General features: G+C 70.2%; 14 protein-coding genes. 3 read left to right on the top strand and 11 right to left on the bottom strand.

The genetic code is table 11. The annotated features are described in order from the left end of the window. Positions 1 to 42: 42 nt before the first annotated feature. Together L1785_RS09000 and L1785_RS08995 are read right to left on the bottom strand one after the other, a co-directional pair. Positions 43 to 960 carry an alpha/beta hydrolase gene (locus L1785_RS09000; RefSeq protein ID WP_236088901.1) on the bottom strand — a complete coding sequence of 306 codons (918 nt, stop codon included), beginning with the start codon at positions 958 to 960 and terminating at the stop codon, positions 43 to 45. Between the two features lie 117 nt (positions 961 to 1,077). Beyond that, positions 1,078 to 1,869: an SDR family NAD(P)-dependent oxidoreductase gene (locus L1785_RS08995; protein WP_236088900.1), complete on the bottom strand. Its 792-nt coding sequence runs from the start codon at positions 1,867 to 1,869 to the stop codon at positions 1,078 to 1,080. A 173-nt stretch (positions 1,870 to 2,042) separates the two neighbouring features. Between L1785_RS08995 and L1785_RS08990 the strand changes: the two genes are divergently transcribed. Beyond that, entirely contained in the window at positions 2,043 to 2,609 is a 567-nt protein-coding gene (locus L1785_RS08990; RefSeq protein WP_236088898.1) for a TetR/AcrR family transcriptional regulator, read from the top strand. A 16-nt stretch (positions 2,610 to 2,625) separates the two neighbouring features. Here L1785_RS08990 and L1785_RS08985 read toward each other — a convergent pair whose 3' ends face one another. From L1785_RS08985 to L1785_RS08960, 6 genes are all read right to left on the bottom strand, one after another. After that, positions 2,626 to 3,240: a TetR/AcrR family transcriptional regulator gene (locus L1785_RS08985; protein ID WP_236088897.1), complete on the bottom strand. Its 615-nt coding sequence runs from the start codon at positions 3,238 to 3,240 to the stop codon at positions 2,626 to 2,628. A gap of 44 nt (positions 3,241 to 3,284) precedes the next feature. Further along, positions 3,285 to 4,019 carry an SDR family oxidoreductase gene (locus L1785_RS08980; protein WP_236088959.1) on the bottom strand — a complete coding sequence of 245 codons (735 nt, stop codon included), beginning with the start codon at positions 4,017 to 4,019 and terminating at the stop codon, positions 3,285 to 3,287. Positions 4,020 to 4,108: 89 nt separating this feature from the next. After that, positions 4,109 to 4,900 (bottom strand): strictosidine synthase, encoded by a 792-nt coding sequence (locus L1785_RS08975; RefSeq protein ID WP_236088896.1) that lies wholly within the window; start codon positions 4,898 to 4,900, stop codon positions 4,109 to 4,111. Between the two features lie 47 nt (positions 4,901 to 4,947). Beyond that, positions 4,948 to 5,814 carry an alpha/beta fold hydrolase gene (locus L1785_RS08970; protein ID WP_236088895.1) on the bottom strand — a complete coding sequence of 289 codons (867 nt, stop codon included), beginning with the start codon at positions 5,812 to 5,814 and terminating at the stop codon, positions 4,948 to 4,950. A gap of 55 nt (positions 5,815 to 5,869) precedes the next feature. Next, positions 5,870 to 6,865 (bottom strand): NADP-dependent oxidoreductase, encoded by a 996-nt coding sequence (locus L1785_RS08965; RefSeq protein WP_236088894.1) that lies wholly within the window; start codon positions 6,863 to 6,865, stop codon positions 5,870 to 5,872. Between the two features lie 74 nt (positions 6,866 to 6,939). Further along, positions 6,940 to 7,791 carry an alpha/beta fold hydrolase gene (locus L1785_RS08960; protein ID WP_236088893.1) on the bottom strand — a complete coding sequence of 284 codons (852 nt, stop codon included), beginning with the start codon at positions 7,789 to 7,791 and terminating at the stop codon, positions 6,940 to 6,942. Between the two features lie 654 nt (positions 7,792 to 8,445). Here L1785_RS08960 and L1785_RS08955 point away from each other — a divergent pair. After that, positions 8,446 to 8,640, top strand: a complete 195-nt coding sequence (locus tag L1785_RS08955) for a hypothetical protein (RefSeq protein ID WP_236088892.1) — start codon at positions 8,446 to 8,448, stop codon at positions 8,638 to 8,640. Between the two features lie 22 nt (positions 8,641 to 8,662). Here the strand turns inward: L1785_RS08955 and L1785_RS08950 are convergent, their stop codons facing one another. The 3 genes from L1785_RS08950 to L1785_RS08940 form a co-directional block, all read right to left on the bottom strand. Continuing rightward, positions 8,663 to 10,711 carry a hypothetical protein gene (locus L1785_RS08950; RefSeq protein WP_236088891.1) on the bottom strand — a complete coding sequence of 683 codons (2,049 nt, stop codon included), beginning with the start codon at positions 10,709 to 10,711 and terminating at the stop codon, positions 8,663 to 8,665. Positions 10,712 to 10,847: 136 nt separating this feature from the next. Further along, positions 10,848 to 11,300 (bottom strand): hypothetical protein, encoded by a 453-nt coding sequence (locus tag L1785_RS08945; protein ID WP_236088890.1) that lies wholly within the window; start codon positions 11,298 to 11,300, stop codon positions 10,848 to 10,850. 79 nt (positions 11,301 to 11,379) lie between these two features. Next, on the bottom strand, positions 11,380 to 12,165 hold the full coding sequence (locus L1785_RS08940; protein WP_236088889.1) for a LamG domain-containing protein: 786 nt from the start codon (positions 12,163 to 12,165) through the stop codon (positions 11,380 to 11,382). On the opposite strand from L1785_RS08940, the gene L1785_RS08935 reads away from it, so the two are divergent. Next, on the top strand, positions 12,164 to 15,538 hold the full coding sequence (locus L1785_RS08935; protein ID WP_236088887.1) for an ATP-binding protein: 3,375 nt from the start codon (positions 12,164 to 12,166) through the stop codon (positions 15,536 to 15,538). The genes L1785_RS08940 and L1785_RS08935 overlap by 2 nt on opposite strands. The last annotated feature ends 70 nt before the right edge of the window (positions 15,539 to 15,608 follow it).

Raw genomic sequence — 15,608 nt, 5'->3', positions numbered from 1 at the left:
GCAGGTGCGGTGGCCGCACAGGTGGCGCTGAAGCCGGACCGGTCAGGTCTTCGCCTTCTCGCGGACCCACGCGCCGATCTGTGCGATGGCGGCGTCGGCCTCCGGGACCCGGCCTGCACCGTAGACGTACGAGTGCTGGCCTCCCGGGACCACGACGGTCGCCGTGTCGATCCCGGCGTCCTTGACGCGAGCGGCGAACTCCTCGTCCTCGCCGGCCAGGACCTCGTACGTCCCCCAGGAGACGAGGGTCGGGGGCAGGCCGGTCAGGTCGGACCGGTTCAGGTTGATCCTGGTGTCCGTGAACTCGATGCCCGTGCCGCCGATCCAGGCGTCCCGGAAGAGCTCCAGCAGATCCTTGCTGAGAATCTTGTCCGTCTCGGCGTTCGTCGCGATCGTCTCGTTGGCGATCTCGAGGTCGCACCAGGGAGAGATCGACACGATGGCACCGGGCAGCGGCTGCTTCTTGTCGCGGAGGCGAAGCGCCAGGGCGACGGCGATGAACCCGCCGATCGAGTGCCCGGTCGTGATGATGTTTCCAGGCTCGTACCCCTCGGACAGCAGCCAGTTGAAGGCCGTCTCGGCGTCGTCCACCTGAGCGGGGTACTTGTGTTCCGGAGCGCGCCGGAAGTCCAGGACCAGCACGGGGGCCCCGGCGGCCTTGGCAATGTGGCCGGCGAGCTTGCGGTCGACGAACGCCGACGACAGGACGGAGCCGCCGGCGTGACCGTGCAGGAGGACGTGGTCGGTGTTGGAGCCGACGGGTTCGCACCAGATGCCCGGGACGCCGCCCGCGTCCACCTCCCGATAGGTGACACCTTCCGGCTCGCGGGCCGTGAGATGGACGCTCTCCGTCACGATGCGCATCGCCTCCACCTCGGACTCGGGAATCGCCAGTCCGGCCATGAAGTCCGCGAACTCGATCGCTTCGGGGCTCAGCTCAACAACAGTGTGTTCAGACACGTGGCACCTCCAGGGGCCATGGGGGCGTGCCGGCTCGCCAGGACCGGTATCGCCGGTGTTTGTCAGGCAGTACAGGTGGGCAGGTCGGGGGTGTTCGACGGCGCATCGGAGCGGCGGTCAGCCGCGGTAGCGAGCGGCCGGGGTTCGCTGCGAGAGGTTCGGGACGAGCGCCTGGCGCGCCTTCTCGAACGACTCCCAGTCGCCGATCTCCGGCAGTGACGGGATGGTGACGGGCTCCCCGGCGTCAAGGCCGGCGAGGGCTGCGTCGACGGCGTCGTCCGCGCTCATGATCCACTCGTCGGGAAGTGCCGCGAGGTCGAGGCCGGAGCCGTCCCAGAACTCCGTGCGGACAGCGCCGGGCAGCACGGCCTGCACCGTGACGGGACTCTCGGCGAGCTCCTGCTGCAGGGCCTGGGTGAACGTCAGGACGTAGCTCTTGGTGCCGCTGTAGACGGCGCTGACGGGCAGGATGTTGAGCGCCAGGGCGGACGAGACGTTCACCACGGTGCCGCGCCCGCGGGCGATCAGGCCCGGCAGGACGGCGGTGGTCAGCCTGGTCAGCGAAGTCACGTTGAGGTTGATCAGCGCCTCGGAGATTGCGGCGTCAGAGGCTGCCACCGGGGCGAACAGCGACCCGCCGGCGTTGTTGACCAGCACCTCGATGCTCGCGTCGGTCCGTAGCCGCTCCTCGACCACGGCGATCTGCGACGCATCGGTGAGGTCGGCGGTGACAACGTCCACCGTGCGGTCGGTGCGGCTGCGGAGGTCCGACGCCAGCGCTTCCAGCCGCGCGGTGTTGCGGGCCACCAGGATCAGGTCGTAGCCCCGGTCGGCAAGGCGCTGTGCGTAGGCGGCGCCCAGGCCGGCGGATGCGCCGGTGACGACGGCGCTCTTGTTCTGCGTGGTCATGGGTGGATCTCGTCTCTGGTGGATGCGTGGCCGGGAGAAGCGCCGACCTGGTTAGATTACGATAAGTATCTAAAGCGGAGCCGTCAACAGCGTGGCGATCGAGCTACGGAACCGTCGCTTGACGCGTCCCGTATGATAGATGCGACTAACTATCTAAACTGGGCGGGTGGCCGATGAGTCGCGTTTCGCAGGCAGAGGCGATCGAGAACCGCAGGCGAGCGGTCGCCGCGGCGTCCCAGCTCTTCCGGGAGCGCGGCGTGAACGGCATCAGCGTCGCCGATCTCATGAAGTCGATCGGCCTGACCACGGGCGGCTTCTACAAGCAGTTCCCCTCCAAGGAGGCCCTGGTGGGCGAAGCGGCCCAGGCTGCTTTCGGGGACCTGGACCGACTCCTGGCGGGGTTCGATGAGGCCCACGGCGATCGCGACACCGCGCGCGGCGCCCTCATCGATTTCTACCTGTCTGCCGAGCACCGCGACCAGCCCGGCACCGGCTGTCCCAACGCGGGATTCGCAGGGGACATGGCTCGTATGCCCACGGCCGGGAAGGTGCGTGAGACGTACGCGGCCGGAGTGGAAGACTTCGCCGCATGGCTGTCCGCCGACACCGACGGGGGCCTGCCGATGGTGGCCACCCTGGTCGGTGCGATCCTCCTTGCCCGGGCGACGGCGGGGACGGAGCTGTCGGAGAAGATCCTGGAGTCGACCCACAGGGCCCTGACCGCGCCGTACGAGCCCTGACCCTGGGTCCGAGGTGTTACTCCGGCAGGACCAGCCGCACCTGGTTGCGGATCTCCTGCACGACGTCCTCGACCGGGTTGGCGATGGTGATGGTCGCGGCCATGCTGATGAACATGATGGCCGAGACGATGTGCGCCCGGGCCGCGGCGTCCTGCGGGCTGGTGCGCCCGTCGCGCTGCAGGACGGCGGCGATCGCTTCCTCGGTCTGCACGGTCAGGGTGAGGGCGTCGCGGTGGTGGGGTTCGGCGGGGTCGCCGAAGACGATCTCGCGCAGGTAGGTCCGCCCGTTGTCGACCTGCTTGCGGTTGCACTCCACGACCGGGCGGACGATCGCCATCACCGCGTCGAGCGTGTCGGTGATGCCCTCGGCCGCCGACCTGCCCTGTTCGAGCGCGTCGGCGTAGGTGGAGTTCTGCACGAGCAGGAGGAGCTCGCCCTTGGTCTTGGCGTAGAGGAACAGGGTGCCTGCGCCGATGTCGGCCTTGTCGGCGATCTCCTGGGTGGTGACCTCGTCGACGCCGCGCTCGGCGAACAGCTCACTGGCGGCGGAGGTGATGCGGTCAAGCTTCTCCTGCTTGTTCCGCTCGCGCCGTCCGGGCGACTTGGCGGGCGACCTGGAGGTGAGTGGCATGGCTGGCCTCCTTCGTTGCTGAGCGGGCTCGGATCTGCCGGCGCTCATTCTTCCACGACGGCCAGCGGTGCCCCGGCGTCGCGAAGCTCCGGGTAGAGCGCCTCGACCGGAGCGCTCAGCGCCGCCTTGACCTGGGCGGTCAGCTCGTCGCCGATGACCTCGTACTCGTCGGCCTCGACGGCGTCGTAGACCTTCGTCACAAGGTCGGCCGGCGCCATCTTGGGCCCGTCGGCGTGCGCGGCCATCCGGGTCTCGACGTAGCCCATGTGCACCCCGGTCACGTGGACGCCCTGGGGTGCGAGCTCCAGACGCAGGGAGTTGGTGGCTGACCAGAGTGCGGCCTTGGCGGCGCTGTAGATGCCGCCGAAGCCCAGCCAGCTCGCGACGGAGTGCACGTCCACGAGGATCGACCGAGGGTTGGCGGCCAGGACCGGCGCGAAGGCGCGGGCGAGGAAGACAGGCCCGAAGAAGTTGGTCTCCATGTTCGCCCTGATGTCCGCATCGGTCACCGCCAGCAGGCTCGCGCTCGGCGGGTTCGCGCCCGCGTTGTTGATGAGCACGGTGACGTCCGGCGCGGCGACGACGGCCGCGTCGATCGACGCGGGGTCGGTGACATCGAGCGTGAGGGGGACGATGCGCTCGTCGTCCCACGTGCGGGGTGTGCGGGCGGTGGCGTAGACCTTCGCGGCGCCGCGGGCGAGAGCATCGTGGACGAAGTGGGTGCCGATGCCACCGTTTGCTCCGGTGACCAGGACGACTGCTCCGTTGAGTGACGGCATGTTCATGAACTTTCTGCTGGTGGATCGCTGTGCTGGTGGATCGCCGCGTGCGGCGGGTGGATCCACCGGCCGCAGTGCGAGCGATGTCGTTATCGCTGGTAGTGCGGGAGCTCCTTGCCGTCTTTCACGTAGGTCAGTGCGTCGGTGACCTCGTAGGCGTGGACGGCGGAGGTAAACGAAGCCAGCGTGTCCGACAGGCTCTCGACCTCGGGGCCCTTGAAGAAGGCCGCCCGCGCCGCCGGATCCGTGAAGCCCAGGATGAGGGAGGCGTGGAACCGCTGGTCGGCCGGGTTGTCGTGCGCGACGTTCGGGGTGTCCCAGAGCTTCTCGTTCCAGGGCATGAAGACCTGGGTCCGCAGTTCCTTCAGCAGGCCCGTGCCGGCGAGCGTGCGGGCGAGCTCGTTGACGTGCTTGCGGAACTCGCCGGTGCGGACCCCGTCCCGTCGTCGGAGGTAGACCAGGGCTCGGGCGTCGGCCTTCTCGCCGGGCCCGGCGACGTCGTACCAGCGCGCCGAGCTCGGCGGCCCGGCGTAGAGCAGGGTCCGCCGGAAGACGTTCACCTCGTCCTTGAACGCCAGACGGGTCTGCTTGCGGCCCAAGAGCGGAGACAGCACCGACCGGAACGTCACCTCGGCGACACCGTCGATCCGGCGGTCTGCGGGGATGGTGGTCTCGATGCCGCGGGTCGCGGGCCACAGCCCGGGGTTGTCCTCGGCGAGGTGGATCTGGCGGTACTCCTCGAACCCCGGGGTCGCGGAGATGATCTTGGAGTGCGGGCCCTTCCAGTGGTCCATGCCTGTCTGCCGTGGCTGGTCGGTGCGCATCCACAGCAGGATCGAGGAGACGAACGGCTTCGTTGCGAAGGGGCGGATGGCAGTCATCTTCTTGCCTTCGGTCGGTCGGATGGTCGGTCGGATCGTGGGCGGGGTCAGCGGGCGAGGAACTCGACCGCGACGGGGGCGAACTCCTGGTGGAACTGGAAGATGCCGCCGTGCCCGGAGTCGGGGTAGATGACCAGCTCGGAGCCCTTGATGCGGCGGTGCAGGTCGTCGGAGAGCACCGAGGGAACCATCCGGTCGTTGTCACCGTTCGCGATCAGGGTGGGCTGAGTGAGCTTCGACAGGTCGGACGGGGCAGACCGTCCATACTTCTGGATCGCCGTCAGCTGGGTCCGGAACGCCTTCACCGAGATGTCCGCGTCGCGGTCGACGGTGCGTTCCTGCAGGCGCTCAACGAACGCACGGGCGGCGGGCTTACCGGTGGCATTGCGGTTGAAGAAGAGGAACTCCTTCGGGTCGGACCGTGTCAGCGTCGCGCGCAGGATGTCCCAGTAGGTGGTGGCAACGACCTTGTCGATGTCCTTGCCGCCCCTGGGGCCGGTGCCGGTCAGGACCAGCTTGCGGACCAGCTCGGGGTGCTTGACCACGAGGTCCTGGGCGACCATGCCACCGAGGGAGAACGAGAAGACGTCGACCTTCTCGAAGCCGAGGGCCTTGATGAAGGTGTAGGCGTCGTCGGCCATCGCCTCGACGCTGTCCGGGACCTTCCCGGTCGAGGCCCCGACGCCGCGGTTGTCGAACGTGATGACGTGACGGCCGGCGGCGATGGGGTCGACGATCCGCGGGTCCCAGTTGTCCAGGGTCGCGGCAAGGTGCACGAAGAAGACGACGGGGATCCCGCCCTTCGGCCCCAGCTCCCGGTAGGCGTACGTGACGCCGCCGGCGTTGACGGTGCGGGCCGGGGCCTGCGCGTACGAGGTGATGACGGGTTCGTTCGAGGTGTCGTTGCTGCTCATGATGTTCTCCTGCTTTCTGGTCCTGCGGATGTCTTGCGGATGGTGTGAAGGGCTGTCAGGCCCTGGTGATGACGGCCTTGCCGCGGATGCCGCCCTTGCCGAGCGACTGCACGGCCGCCGCGGTCTGGTCGAAGTCGAAGACCCGTCCGACGACGGGGCGCAGCACGCCCTTGTCGACGAGGGCGCTGATCTGGCGGAGCTGGTCGCCGCTGGCGCGCATGAAGAGGAACTCGTAGGTCACCCCGAGCTTGCGCGCCTGCCGGCGGATCTTGCTGCTGAGCGCGGTCATCGCGAGGCGCAGCACCGGGTTCAGGCCCTTCTCGCGGGCGAACGCGGCGTCGGGCGGTCCGACGATCCCGATCGCCTTGCCGCCGGGGCGCAGCACCCGCAGGGACTTCTCGAGGTTCTGACCGCCGACGCTGTCCAGCACCAGGTCGTACCCGTCCAGGAGCTCTTCGAAGTCCTGGTTGCGGTAGTCGACGACGCTGTCCGCGCCGAGCTCCCGGACGAAGTCGGCGTTGCCGGCGCTGGCCGTGGTCGCGACGGTGGCGCCGAGATGCTTGGCGAGCTGGATGGCTATGCTCCCGACACCGCCCGCGCCGCCGTGGATGAGCACCCGCTGCCCGGGCTGCACGTCGCCCCTCTCGACGAGCGCCTGCCACGCGGTCAGAGCGACCATCGGCAGCGAGCCCGCCTCCTCGAGCGAAGCCGTCTCAGGCTTGAGCGCCAGGTCGGCCTCGTGCACTGCGATGCGCTCGGCGAAGGTCCCGATGCGGTCCATGCGGGGCTGGGCATACACCTGGTCGCCGAGGGCGAACTCCCGCACCTTCGCGCCGACGCGGATCACCGTTCCGGCCACGTCGCTGCCCATGACCTGCGGCAGCTCGTACGGCAGGAACGACTTGAACGCTCCCGACCGGATCTTCTCGTCGACGGTGTTGAGCCCGGCGGCCTGGACCTGGACCAGCACGTCGTGCTCGCCGACGACGGGCTCCGGGACGTCCGCTTCCTGCAGCGGCTCCTTGTACTTGGTCATGACGAACGCGCGCATGGTGGGTTTCCTTCTGGGTTTGATGGTGTGTGCTGTTGGCTTGTTCTGCTGGCGGATGAGTGCCGCGGCGGGAGCTAGCGGTGGAGGAAGTCGCGCGCGGCGTCGACGAACTCGCGGTGGTACTGGAAGACGGCGCCGTGGCCGGAGTCCGGGTACACCGTCACGGTCGCGGCGGGTAGGAGCCGGGCCAGCTCGGTGGCGTTCGCGGGTGGCACCAGCCGGTCGCTGTCGCCGTGGACGATGAGCACCCGGCCGACGGCCGCCGACAGCTCGGCGGGAGCCTGCAGCCCCCAGCGGCGGATCGCGGTCAGCTGCGCGTGGTACGTCCCCGGGCTCACGGCCTTGTCGCGCCCCGTCGTGCGTTCCTTCAGGCGCGCGAGGTAGGCGCGGGCGGCGCTCTTCCCGGTGGCCGTGGAGGTGAAGAACAGCGGCGTCTTCGGGTCATTGAGCGTGAGTGCTGCGCGCAGCCCCGTGGTGATCGCGGTGCCGGTCATCGCGGCAAGGCCGGGCCCGCCTGCCGGTCCTGTGCTGGCGAGGATGAGCCGGGCGATCAGCCGCGGTGCCCGCGCGGCGACCGCTTGGGCGACCATCCCGCCGACCGCCAGGCCGAGCATGTCCACGCGGTCGTGGCCGAGCGCCCCGAGCAGAGCCACGACGTCGTCGGCCATCTCCTCCATCGAGGAGCGAACTCGTCCTGTGGATCCGCCGACGCCGCGGTAGTCGACAGCGATGACGCGGTGATCCTGTGCGAGCCCGTCGACGATGCGCGGGTCCCAGCCGTCGAGGTTCGCCCCGAGGTGCGTCAGCAGGACCAGCGCAGTGCCCGTCTGCGGGCCGAGCTCGCGATAGGCGAACAGGGCGCCCGCCGCCGCGACCGTGCGCGTCGGTGCTTCCGCGTAGCCCTGCGCCGTTCCTTGCTGCGACATGTCGCTCTCCTGGGTCTCGTCCGGCTTGATGAAGCCGAGTTGGCTCAATCATGAGCGGACTCAGAAAAATTGTCAAGGGAGACCGCGTGGCGGAGAGAGCCGATCGGTCGCCATCCGTCCGGTCGTGGAGTAACAGGGCATCCAGAACGCCCGCAGGTTCCTGGGCTGAGAAGTAGGCCTGCCGGCTTCGGCCCGGCCTCGGCCGTCGTCTCGCAGGCCTTCCTCCAGGCCCGGACCACCGCACTGGACGGAGCCGTCAACGGCGGCTGAACGGACAACACGATGGGGTTCGGGCGGGTGATCATCCGGCCGAGAAACCTCACACCGAGAGTACTTCGTTCCCAAGTAACGAGCCCGTGACCTGCAGCAACCGGTTCGTGACCCCTTGGGGGTGACGCGAATTGGACACGCTTTCACGGGCTCGGTGCGGGGCATGGCCCCGACGGGGCGGCGGGAGCCGAGCCGCTGCGGCCCGACCTGAGTACCTGAGGTGCATGAGCCGCTGGCACCATTCGAACCGGCAGCCTGCTCGGCACCTCACGCTTCCCGTGATGGGTTGCTTCACGCCGCAACAGGCCGCGGAGTTGCTGGGTGTCTCGGTCCACACCCTGGAGAAGCGTCGGGCAGGAAGTCGCGGCCCCTCCCGCTGAGGGAATGGGCCCGTCGCCCACCACCGTGGTGGACGTCGAAGAGGCGATGCGCGACGTGATCGACCTCGAGCTCTGGCCGTCGACCGGGCTGGTGCGCTCGTTCGCCGCCCGCGACACCGGTGACCGCGATGGGTGCGGTGGGCATCTGGTCCTCCAGGTTCGGGAGTGGACGTGGCCCGGGTCGCGCGGTGGAGGCTGATCGGCCACCGTGACGGCCTCGGTCATTCACTCCACGCGACCGCGTCCTCCCACATGCGCACGTAGGCTTCGGCGCCTCTCATCAGCTCTTCCTCCAGCTCGGGACCGTCCTCGCCGGCCTGCGCGAGGATGTCGGCCATCCAGTCGGCGTAGAGCCCGTACTGCGCGACCCCGTCCGTGTTGAGGTCCCACGTGCGCGCACCGAGCACCTGCCGGTCGAACACCGCGCCGTTGGGTGCGGTGAAGGGGTACTCGAGGGGGTCCGCCGCGGCGTCCAGGCGTACTCCTGGCTGCACGGCGAGTCCGTTCACGTCGGAGCCGAAGCCGTACGCGCTCAGGCCGCCCTCGCCGGCCGCGGCGCGGTTCGCCTCCCACTCGGACAGGAAGTCGGGCTCGCCATGGCCGGCGTCGGAGGCCGCGTACGCGAAGCTCGCGACGAAGCCGCCGAGCCGGGCGATCTGCCCGACGATCTCGCGGTCGGACCAGGTATGGACGGACGTGACTCCCACATAGCCGGCCTCCTCGGCCAGGTCGAGCACGGCCTGGGCGGTACGGACCCCCATGTGGTCGATGTGGATGACCATGCCGCGCTCCATCATCTGCCCGATCAGGTACTCGCCGAGGCCGGTGAGACCGCGGGTGTTGCAGATGGGGCCGGTCGGGTAGACGGGCGCCACCGTGCCGGCGGGGAGCTCGGTGATCTCGGCGAGGAGGTCGGCGATCACGTCGCTCTGGATCACCTGCTCGTTGTCGGACGGGCCGGTGCAGCTCTCCGCGGTCCACCAGTGCCCGGTGCTCAGATAGTTGCCGATATTGAGCGCTGCACCCGTGACGCCGCCGTCGAAGCGCGTGCCGCCGAAGGCGTTGTCGAACTTGTGGACGGGGTAGAGCCCGCTGACACCGAGCCCTTCGAGGTCGTCGAGCCCGGCATCGATGTCGCTCTCGTCGCACTGCGGGACGTCGTTGGTCTCGCGGCAGCCGAACAGCTCGCTCACCTCGACGCCGATCGTGACGGCGAGCTTGCCGTCAGCCGCGATCTCGCGCACCTGCTCCGGGGTGGTGGCGATACGGAACCAGCCGCGTCCCTCGCCGCCGCTCTGCGCGTCGATGTAGTCCTGCATCTCGGACAGCAGCTCCGCCTGCACCCGGACCTGCTCCATCTCGTCGCAGCTCGTCACCCGAGAGGGGTAGATCTCACAGATGACCCGGTTGCCCACGAGCAGCGCGTTGAAGACACGCAGACCCGACTGCCACGCGCGCTCGATCCCCGTGAAGTACGCCCCCTGGTGGAGCAGGCTCGTCGTCGTCGGCCAGTCGGTGAAGGTCGGCCACCCGTCGTCGGAGGCGTCGACGTCGGTCCCGCCGATGATCGACTCGAACAGCGCCCCTGCGCCGACGGCGTGGGAGGCGCACCCCGAGAGGGCCACCTCGATGCCGCCCTCGGCGAACGGTTCGCCGCAGAAGAGCCTGCCGCCGAACCCTGCGTTCGAGACAGGGTGCGCGTGCCCGTCGATGAACCCGTAGAGGGCGCCGTCCTCGCCGACGGCGGGCACGCTCGCGGCGCTCACGAGCCCGGTGGCGGCGCTCGCCGGGGCGAAGCAGCCGGTCGCAGGCTCGAGCGCGAACGTCGCGTCCGAGACGGTGAGTGTGCCGGAGCGGCTGCCGATGACGTCCCCGGTCGCAGTCGCGGCGATGCGGTAGCCCGAGCCCGCCCGGGTGATCGTCCAGTCCGCGGCGTCCCCGTACGAGGAACCGGCCCACACGTAGTCCGCGATGCTCTGGTAGAGGATGCCGCCGACGGTGTCGTACAACCGGTAGCGGCCGAGCTGCGTCGCCTCGAAGGCGATCGGCTCGGCACTCGCGGCGGTGCCGCGAGTGCCATAGCCCACCGTCGACGCCTCGATGTAGTTGGAGGTGCCGGAGGTGGTGCCGGTCGTGGTGACGCGCAGGAGATAGCAGCCTCCGTGGAGGCCGGCGGCGAGGGGCTCGTCCGAGCCAGTAGCAATGGCGGGAATCAGGGCGAGGACCACGGAGAAGAGTGCGGCGCCGGCGCGAGCTGAGCGAGACTTCATGACGACTCCTTGGGTCGGGCCGGATCCTCCTCCGTGACCGTGGAGATGACGGCGCGCAGGAGCTCGTCGTGCGACTCGAAGACCAACTGCAGTATGTGAGGTGGAGATCCTTGGAGACAAGTAGTACGAAAAGTATTTACAGGACTTCGGACGCATCACCCAGGCCGTCGCCGATCTCGAGAACCCGTCGGAGGTGGGCCATCTGCGGAATCCGCTCGGCCGCCTGCTCGACGACCGCAGGACGCATCCACCCGGCAGCGGTGAGCGGGATGCCGTCGTCGGTCGCCTGGTCCAGGAACCACAGGAACGCGCCGAGCGCCTCGGCCAGCTGCGGATCGTCGTCGGAGAACGGGGGAGCCGATGGTAGAGCGGCCAGGCGGGCGCCCAGGTTGGCGCCCTCGTCCCGGGACGACAGGGCGTTCACGAGCTCCAGCAGTCGCGGTGAGAAGCTGCGTGCCCGCAGTGTGAACCACGGCCGGGCGAGGGCCCGGTTGGCCTCGGCCGGGTCGAAGTACTCGGCGTCGTCCACGACGGCGGCCGGCCCGCCGTCGAGGTACTCGAATCGCGAGTCGTCCGGCGGGGCGGCCATGCACTCTTGTGGCCAGACCGACCCTCATGCTCGGCTTCACGGTCGGGCGACGCACCGAGGCGGGTCCAGCCCGGTGGGCTCACGCGCTCCAGCCGCGGACGTGGTGCACCCGGGCCGTCTTCGGGTACGTGCCGCCGCGGGGCTCGACCTCGAACAGGTCGAGCAGCAGGAACACCGGGTATCCGGGGGACTGGGGGATGCGCCGGACCACCCGCCCCTCGCACCCGATGACCGTCTCGCCGCCGCCCCAGATCGCGGTCCAGGTGTGCGGGCGCGATGCGTCGAGAGGGACGGCGACCTCCGCCATGTCCGTGGTCAGCGACGGATCGCCGTGCGCCTTGACGCCGCACCGGGCCCGCGTCCCGCCGGGGCCGATCGCCGCGGCGTCGATCTCGAACAGGCACACCTCGCCGGCATGGGTTTCGGAGAGGTGCTCGGTGCCGACCAGCCAGGCGGCCAGCATTGATCCCTGGTCGCGGCTCGCGCTCACCGTGACGTCGACCCGCCCCCCGGAGGGCGCCCACAGCAACTTCGTCGGGGTGGGTGTCCGGACCACGAGCCCGTCCGGGCGGTGGCGGTGCGTGCCGCGGACCGACCCCGGCCCGCCCGAGTACGTCCCTGTCTGGAGGTTCGACACACGCAGCGGCGCGTCTTCCTCGCGCCAGTCCGGCTGATCGCCGTCGATCCGCAGCCGGAGGCCGTCTCCATCGAGGTCGTACCGGGCCAGGGAGCGGTCGGGGGTGGTCCAGTGCGGGAGGTAGTGGTCCACCCACAGTTCGCGGCGGAGCCCCGGGCCCGTGAACCGGTCGTCGAGGTCGGGCACCCGGGCGGGCGGGTCAGGCAGGAGCGCGCCGGTGGTGGTCATGAGGAGATTCTCCAGGGTCCGCGCGGTCCGTCCCGCCGGGAGCACCCCCAGGGTGCACCGGGGCGTCACGCGCTCCGCAGCCGTCCGGCTGGAGGTGGTGGCCCGCCGGCTGCCGGGCGCCCGCGCCGGTCCTCACGGCCGGACGGCGACGTCGGGGGAGTGGACCGAGCCGGGCGGCGGTGGCGTCTCCACGAACCGACGGTTGGATGCTGTGACGCTCGCCCGTGGCAAGATCAGCCGGGTGCAAATCGGGATGTTCGGACCGTTCGAGGTTCGGCTGGACGACGGCGCCTTCGCCGATGTGCCGGGCGCGCGGCTGCGCGCGCTTCTGATCGCCCTCGCGCTCAACCCCGGTCGAGCGGTCCAGAGGGCGACTCTCGTCGACTGGATCTGGGGTGAACGGCCGCCTTCCGATGCGACGAATGCCCTGCAGCGCTTGGTCTCCCGGCTGCGGAAGGCGCTGCCGGACGGGTCGGTCGAGGGGCAGACGAGCGGCTACAAGTTGCTGGTGGAACCCGACGCTGTCGACGCCGTGCGGTTCGAACGCCTGATCGCGCAGGCCCGCGCCGACGAAGGCCCACAGCGAGTGGTGCTGCTGCGCGAGGCCCTCGCATTGTGGCGCGGTGCGGCCATGCAGGACGTCGGTCTTGAGGGCAGCACGGCGCTGGACGCGGCGGCCAACCGGCTCGAAGGGCTGCGCCTGACCGTCATGGAGGACCGGTTCGACGCGGAGATCAGCCTCGGCCACGGTGCGGAGCTGGTCCCGCAACTGACCGACCTGGTGGCCGCGCATCCGATGCGGGAACGGCTTGTCGGCGCACTGATGCGTTCCCTTGCTGCAGCCGGTCGCGACACCGAGGCGCTGCTCCTGTACCAGCGCACGAGAGAGGCCCTGGCCGACGCGTTGGGCGTCGACCCCTCACCGGAGCTGTCCGCACTGCACGTCGCGCTGCTGCGGGGCGAGGTGGGGCGGCGGGATGAGAACCGCAAGACCAACCTGCGTGCCGAGCTGACCAGCTACGTCGGCAAGGACGCCGACGTCGCCGCGGTCCGCGACCTCGTCGGGGAGCATCGGCTGACCACCCTGATCGGGCCGGGCGGCGCGGGAAAGACCAGGCTGGCCACGGAGACCGCGCGCACGCTGCTCGGTGACCTGCCGGACGGGGCCCGGCTGGTCGAGCTCGCGGCCATCGGCGCCGACGGTGACGTGGCGCAGGCCACGCTCGCCGGGCTCGGCCTGCGGGACGCACTGCTCGGTGAGGCGCCGGACATGGAGCCGACGGACCGGCTCATCGCCGCAGTCCGCGAGCGGGAGATGCTCCTGATCCTGGACAACTGCGAGCACGTGATCGAGTCGGCGGCGGTGTTCGCCCATCGCCTCCTCGGGGAGTGCCGGCGGCTGCGGATCCTGGCGACGAGCAGGGAACCGCTCGGCATCACCGGTGAGGCGCTGTGGCCGGTTTTGCCGCTGGTCCTGCCGGATGCGGATGCCAGCCTCAGCGAGATCGCGTCCGCGCCGGCCGTTCGTCTGCTACGAGAGCGAGCGAGCGCGGTGCGCAAGGACCTCGCGGACGACGCCTCCACGTTGGCGACGATGGGGCGGATCTGCCGGGCGCTGGACGGGATGCCGCTGGCGATCGAGCTGGCCGCGACCAGGCTGCGCACCATGTCCATCGATCAGCTCGCCAACCGGCTCGACGACAGGTTTCGTCTGCTGACCGGAGGCAGCCGCACCGCGCTGCCACGGCACCGCACGCTGCGCGCGATGGTCGACTGGAGCTGGGAGCTGCTGACCGACGCCGAACGGACGACGCTGCGCAGGCTGTCGGTGTTCGCAGGCGGAGCGAGCGCGGAGGCGGCCGAACGGGTCTGCGCCGGCGACGCCGTCGAGCAGGAGCAGGTGCTCGACCTGCTCACGGCGCTGACCGAAAAGTCGCTGCTGGTCGCCGAGCCCGGCGGTTCCCCGCGCTACCGGATGCTCGGCACGATCAAGGAGTACGCCGCGCAACGCCTCGCGGAGGCGGGGGAGCTGGACCTCGCGCGCCGCGCGCACCTCGCCTGGTTCACCGAGCTCGCCGAGACCGCGGAGCCGCAGCTTCGCCGCGCCGGGCAGCTGCAAAGGCTCGCCACGCTCGATGCCGAGCGCGACAACCTCAGCTCCGCGATGCGCGGTGCGCTCGCGACCGGCGAAGCGCAGGCGGCCATGCGGCTCGCGGCGGCCGCCGGCTGGTACTGGTGGCTCAGCGGTTACCGAGCCGAGGGCATCGAGCTGATCACCGCGGCCGCTGAGATCCCCGGCGAGGTGGACGACGAGATCCGGGCCGCCGTGTACTCGCTCGTCGTGATGTTCGCCAGCTCCGGGCGGGCCGCTGACGAGCGCCAGGTGGCGGAGTGGATCCACAAGGCCTACGAGCTCAGCCGGCGCAGCCGGTCCCACAGCCCGCTGCTGGGGCTGGTCGTCCCGCTGGAACACATGCTGCAGGGGTCGGACCCCTTGAGCGCGTGGGAACCGGTGCTGGACAACGACGACCCGTGGGCACGCGCACTGGCGCGGCTGCAGCTCGGCAAGATGCGGGTCATGCTCGGCCACGCCGGGCGGGATGCGGACGAATGCTTCGAGCAGGCGCTCGCCGAGTTCCGGGCGCTCGGCGAGAGGTTCGGGATCTCCTTCGCCCTGACCGAGCTGGCGGACCGTATCGCCACGCGTGGCGAGTTCGCCGCCGCGTGCGAGTACTACGAACAGGCAATCGCTGTCGTGGCCGAGGTCGGTGCAGTCGAGGACGTGATCCGGATGCGGTCGGGACAGGCGCGGCTGTACTGGCTGCTGGGCGACCAGGACGCGAGCGCGGCCGCGCTGGCCGAGGCGGAGCGGCTCGCGGAGCGGGTCACGTGGCCGGAGGCGCTGGCGGAGGTTGCCCTGTCGAAGGCGGAGCTCGCTCGCTGGGGCGGCGACGCCGAGGAAGCTCGCCGCCAGCTCGATCTCGCGACGACCATGCTGGGCGACAGGGCGGCGAACCTCGACTCGCTGACGCACCACCTGCTCGGCTGTCTCGCCGTCGATCTCGACGAGGCTCGCGAACACCACGCCGCGGCCTGCCGGGCGGCGGCCGAGGCGGGGCACGCGCCCATGATCGCGCAGACACTCGTCGGGGTCGCGGACCTGGCGCTGCGGTGCGACCAGTACGACCAGGCCGCACGGCTGCTCGCGGCGAGCACCCGCATGCGCGGACTGGCCGATCGTTCCGACCTGGACGTGGCCCGGATCGAGGAGGCAGTGCGGAGCCGCCTCGGCGACGCGGGGTTCGCCGAGGCAGCTCGGGAGGGGACCGAGACGAGCTGGGATCAGCTGGTCGCGGTCACGCTCGCTTCGTGAACATGGACGACGCCCACAGGTAGCCGGCGAGAGCGATCCCGACGCACCAGGCGACGCGGTGATAGCGGTG

This window comes from Antribacter soli, from assembly GCF_021568775.1.
Taxonomy (GTDB): Bacteria; Actinomycetota; Actinomycetes; order Actinomycetales; family Cellulomonadaceae; genus Antribacter; species Antribacter soli.
Note: the sequence above shows the minus strand (reverse complement) of the source record. Positions and strands in the feature narration are given on the sequence as shown.

Excerpts from the sequence above, each read along its gene's own strand:
- L1785_RS08995 (WP_236088900.1), bottom strand. The coding sequence starts at position 1,869 with ATGACCACGCAGAACAAGAGCGCCGTCGTCACCGGCGCATCCGCCGGC.
- L1785_RS08990 (WP_236088898.1), top strand. The coding sequence starts at position 2,043 with ATGAGTCGCGTTTCGCAGGCAGAGGCGATCGAGAACCGCAGGCGAGCG.
- L1785_RS08985 (WP_236088897.1), bottom strand. The coding sequence starts at position 3,240 with ATGCCACTCACCTCCAGGTCGCCCGCCAAGTCGCCCGGACGGCGCGAG.
- L1785_RS08980 (WP_236088959.1), bottom strand. The coding sequence starts at position 4,019 with ATGCCGTCACTCAACGGAGCAGTCGTCCTGGTCACCGGAGCAAACGGT.
- L1785_RS08975 (WP_236088896.1), bottom strand. The coding sequence starts at position 4,900 with ATGACTGCCATCCGCCCCTTCGCAACGAAGCCGTTCGTCTCCTCGATC.
- L1785_RS08970 (WP_236088895.1), bottom strand. The coding sequence starts at position 5,814 with ATGAGCAGCAACGACACCTCGAACGAACCCGTCATCACCTCGTACGCG.
- L1785_RS08965 (WP_236088894.1), bottom strand. The coding sequence starts at position 6,865 with ATGCGCGCGTTCGTCATGACCAAGTACAAGGAGCCGCTGCAGGAAGCG.
- L1785_RS08960 (WP_236088893.1), bottom strand. The coding sequence starts at position 7,791 with ATGTCGCAGCAAGGAACGGCGCAGGGCTACGCGGAAGCACCGACGCGC.
- L1785_RS08955 (WP_236088892.1), top strand. The coding sequence starts at position 8,446 with ATGGGCCCGTCGCCCACCACCGTGGTGGACGTCGAAGAGGCGATGCGC.
- L1785_RS08950 (WP_236088891.1), bottom strand. The coding sequence starts at position 10,711 with ATGAAGTCTCGCTCAGCTCGCGCCGGCGCCGCACTCTTCTCCGTGGTC.
- L1785_RS08945 (WP_236088890.1), bottom strand. The coding sequence starts at position 11,300 with ATGGCCGCCCCGCCGGACGACTCGCGATTCGAGTACCTCGACGGCGGG.
- L1785_RS08935 (WP_236088887.1), top strand. The coding sequence starts at position 12,164 with ATGAGGAGATTCTCCAGGGTCCGCGCGGTCCGTCCCGCCGGGAGCACC.
- L1785_RS08940 (WP_236088889.1), bottom strand. The coding sequence starts at position 12,165 with ATGACCACCACCGGCGCGCTCCTGCCTGACCCGCCCGCCCGGGTGCCC.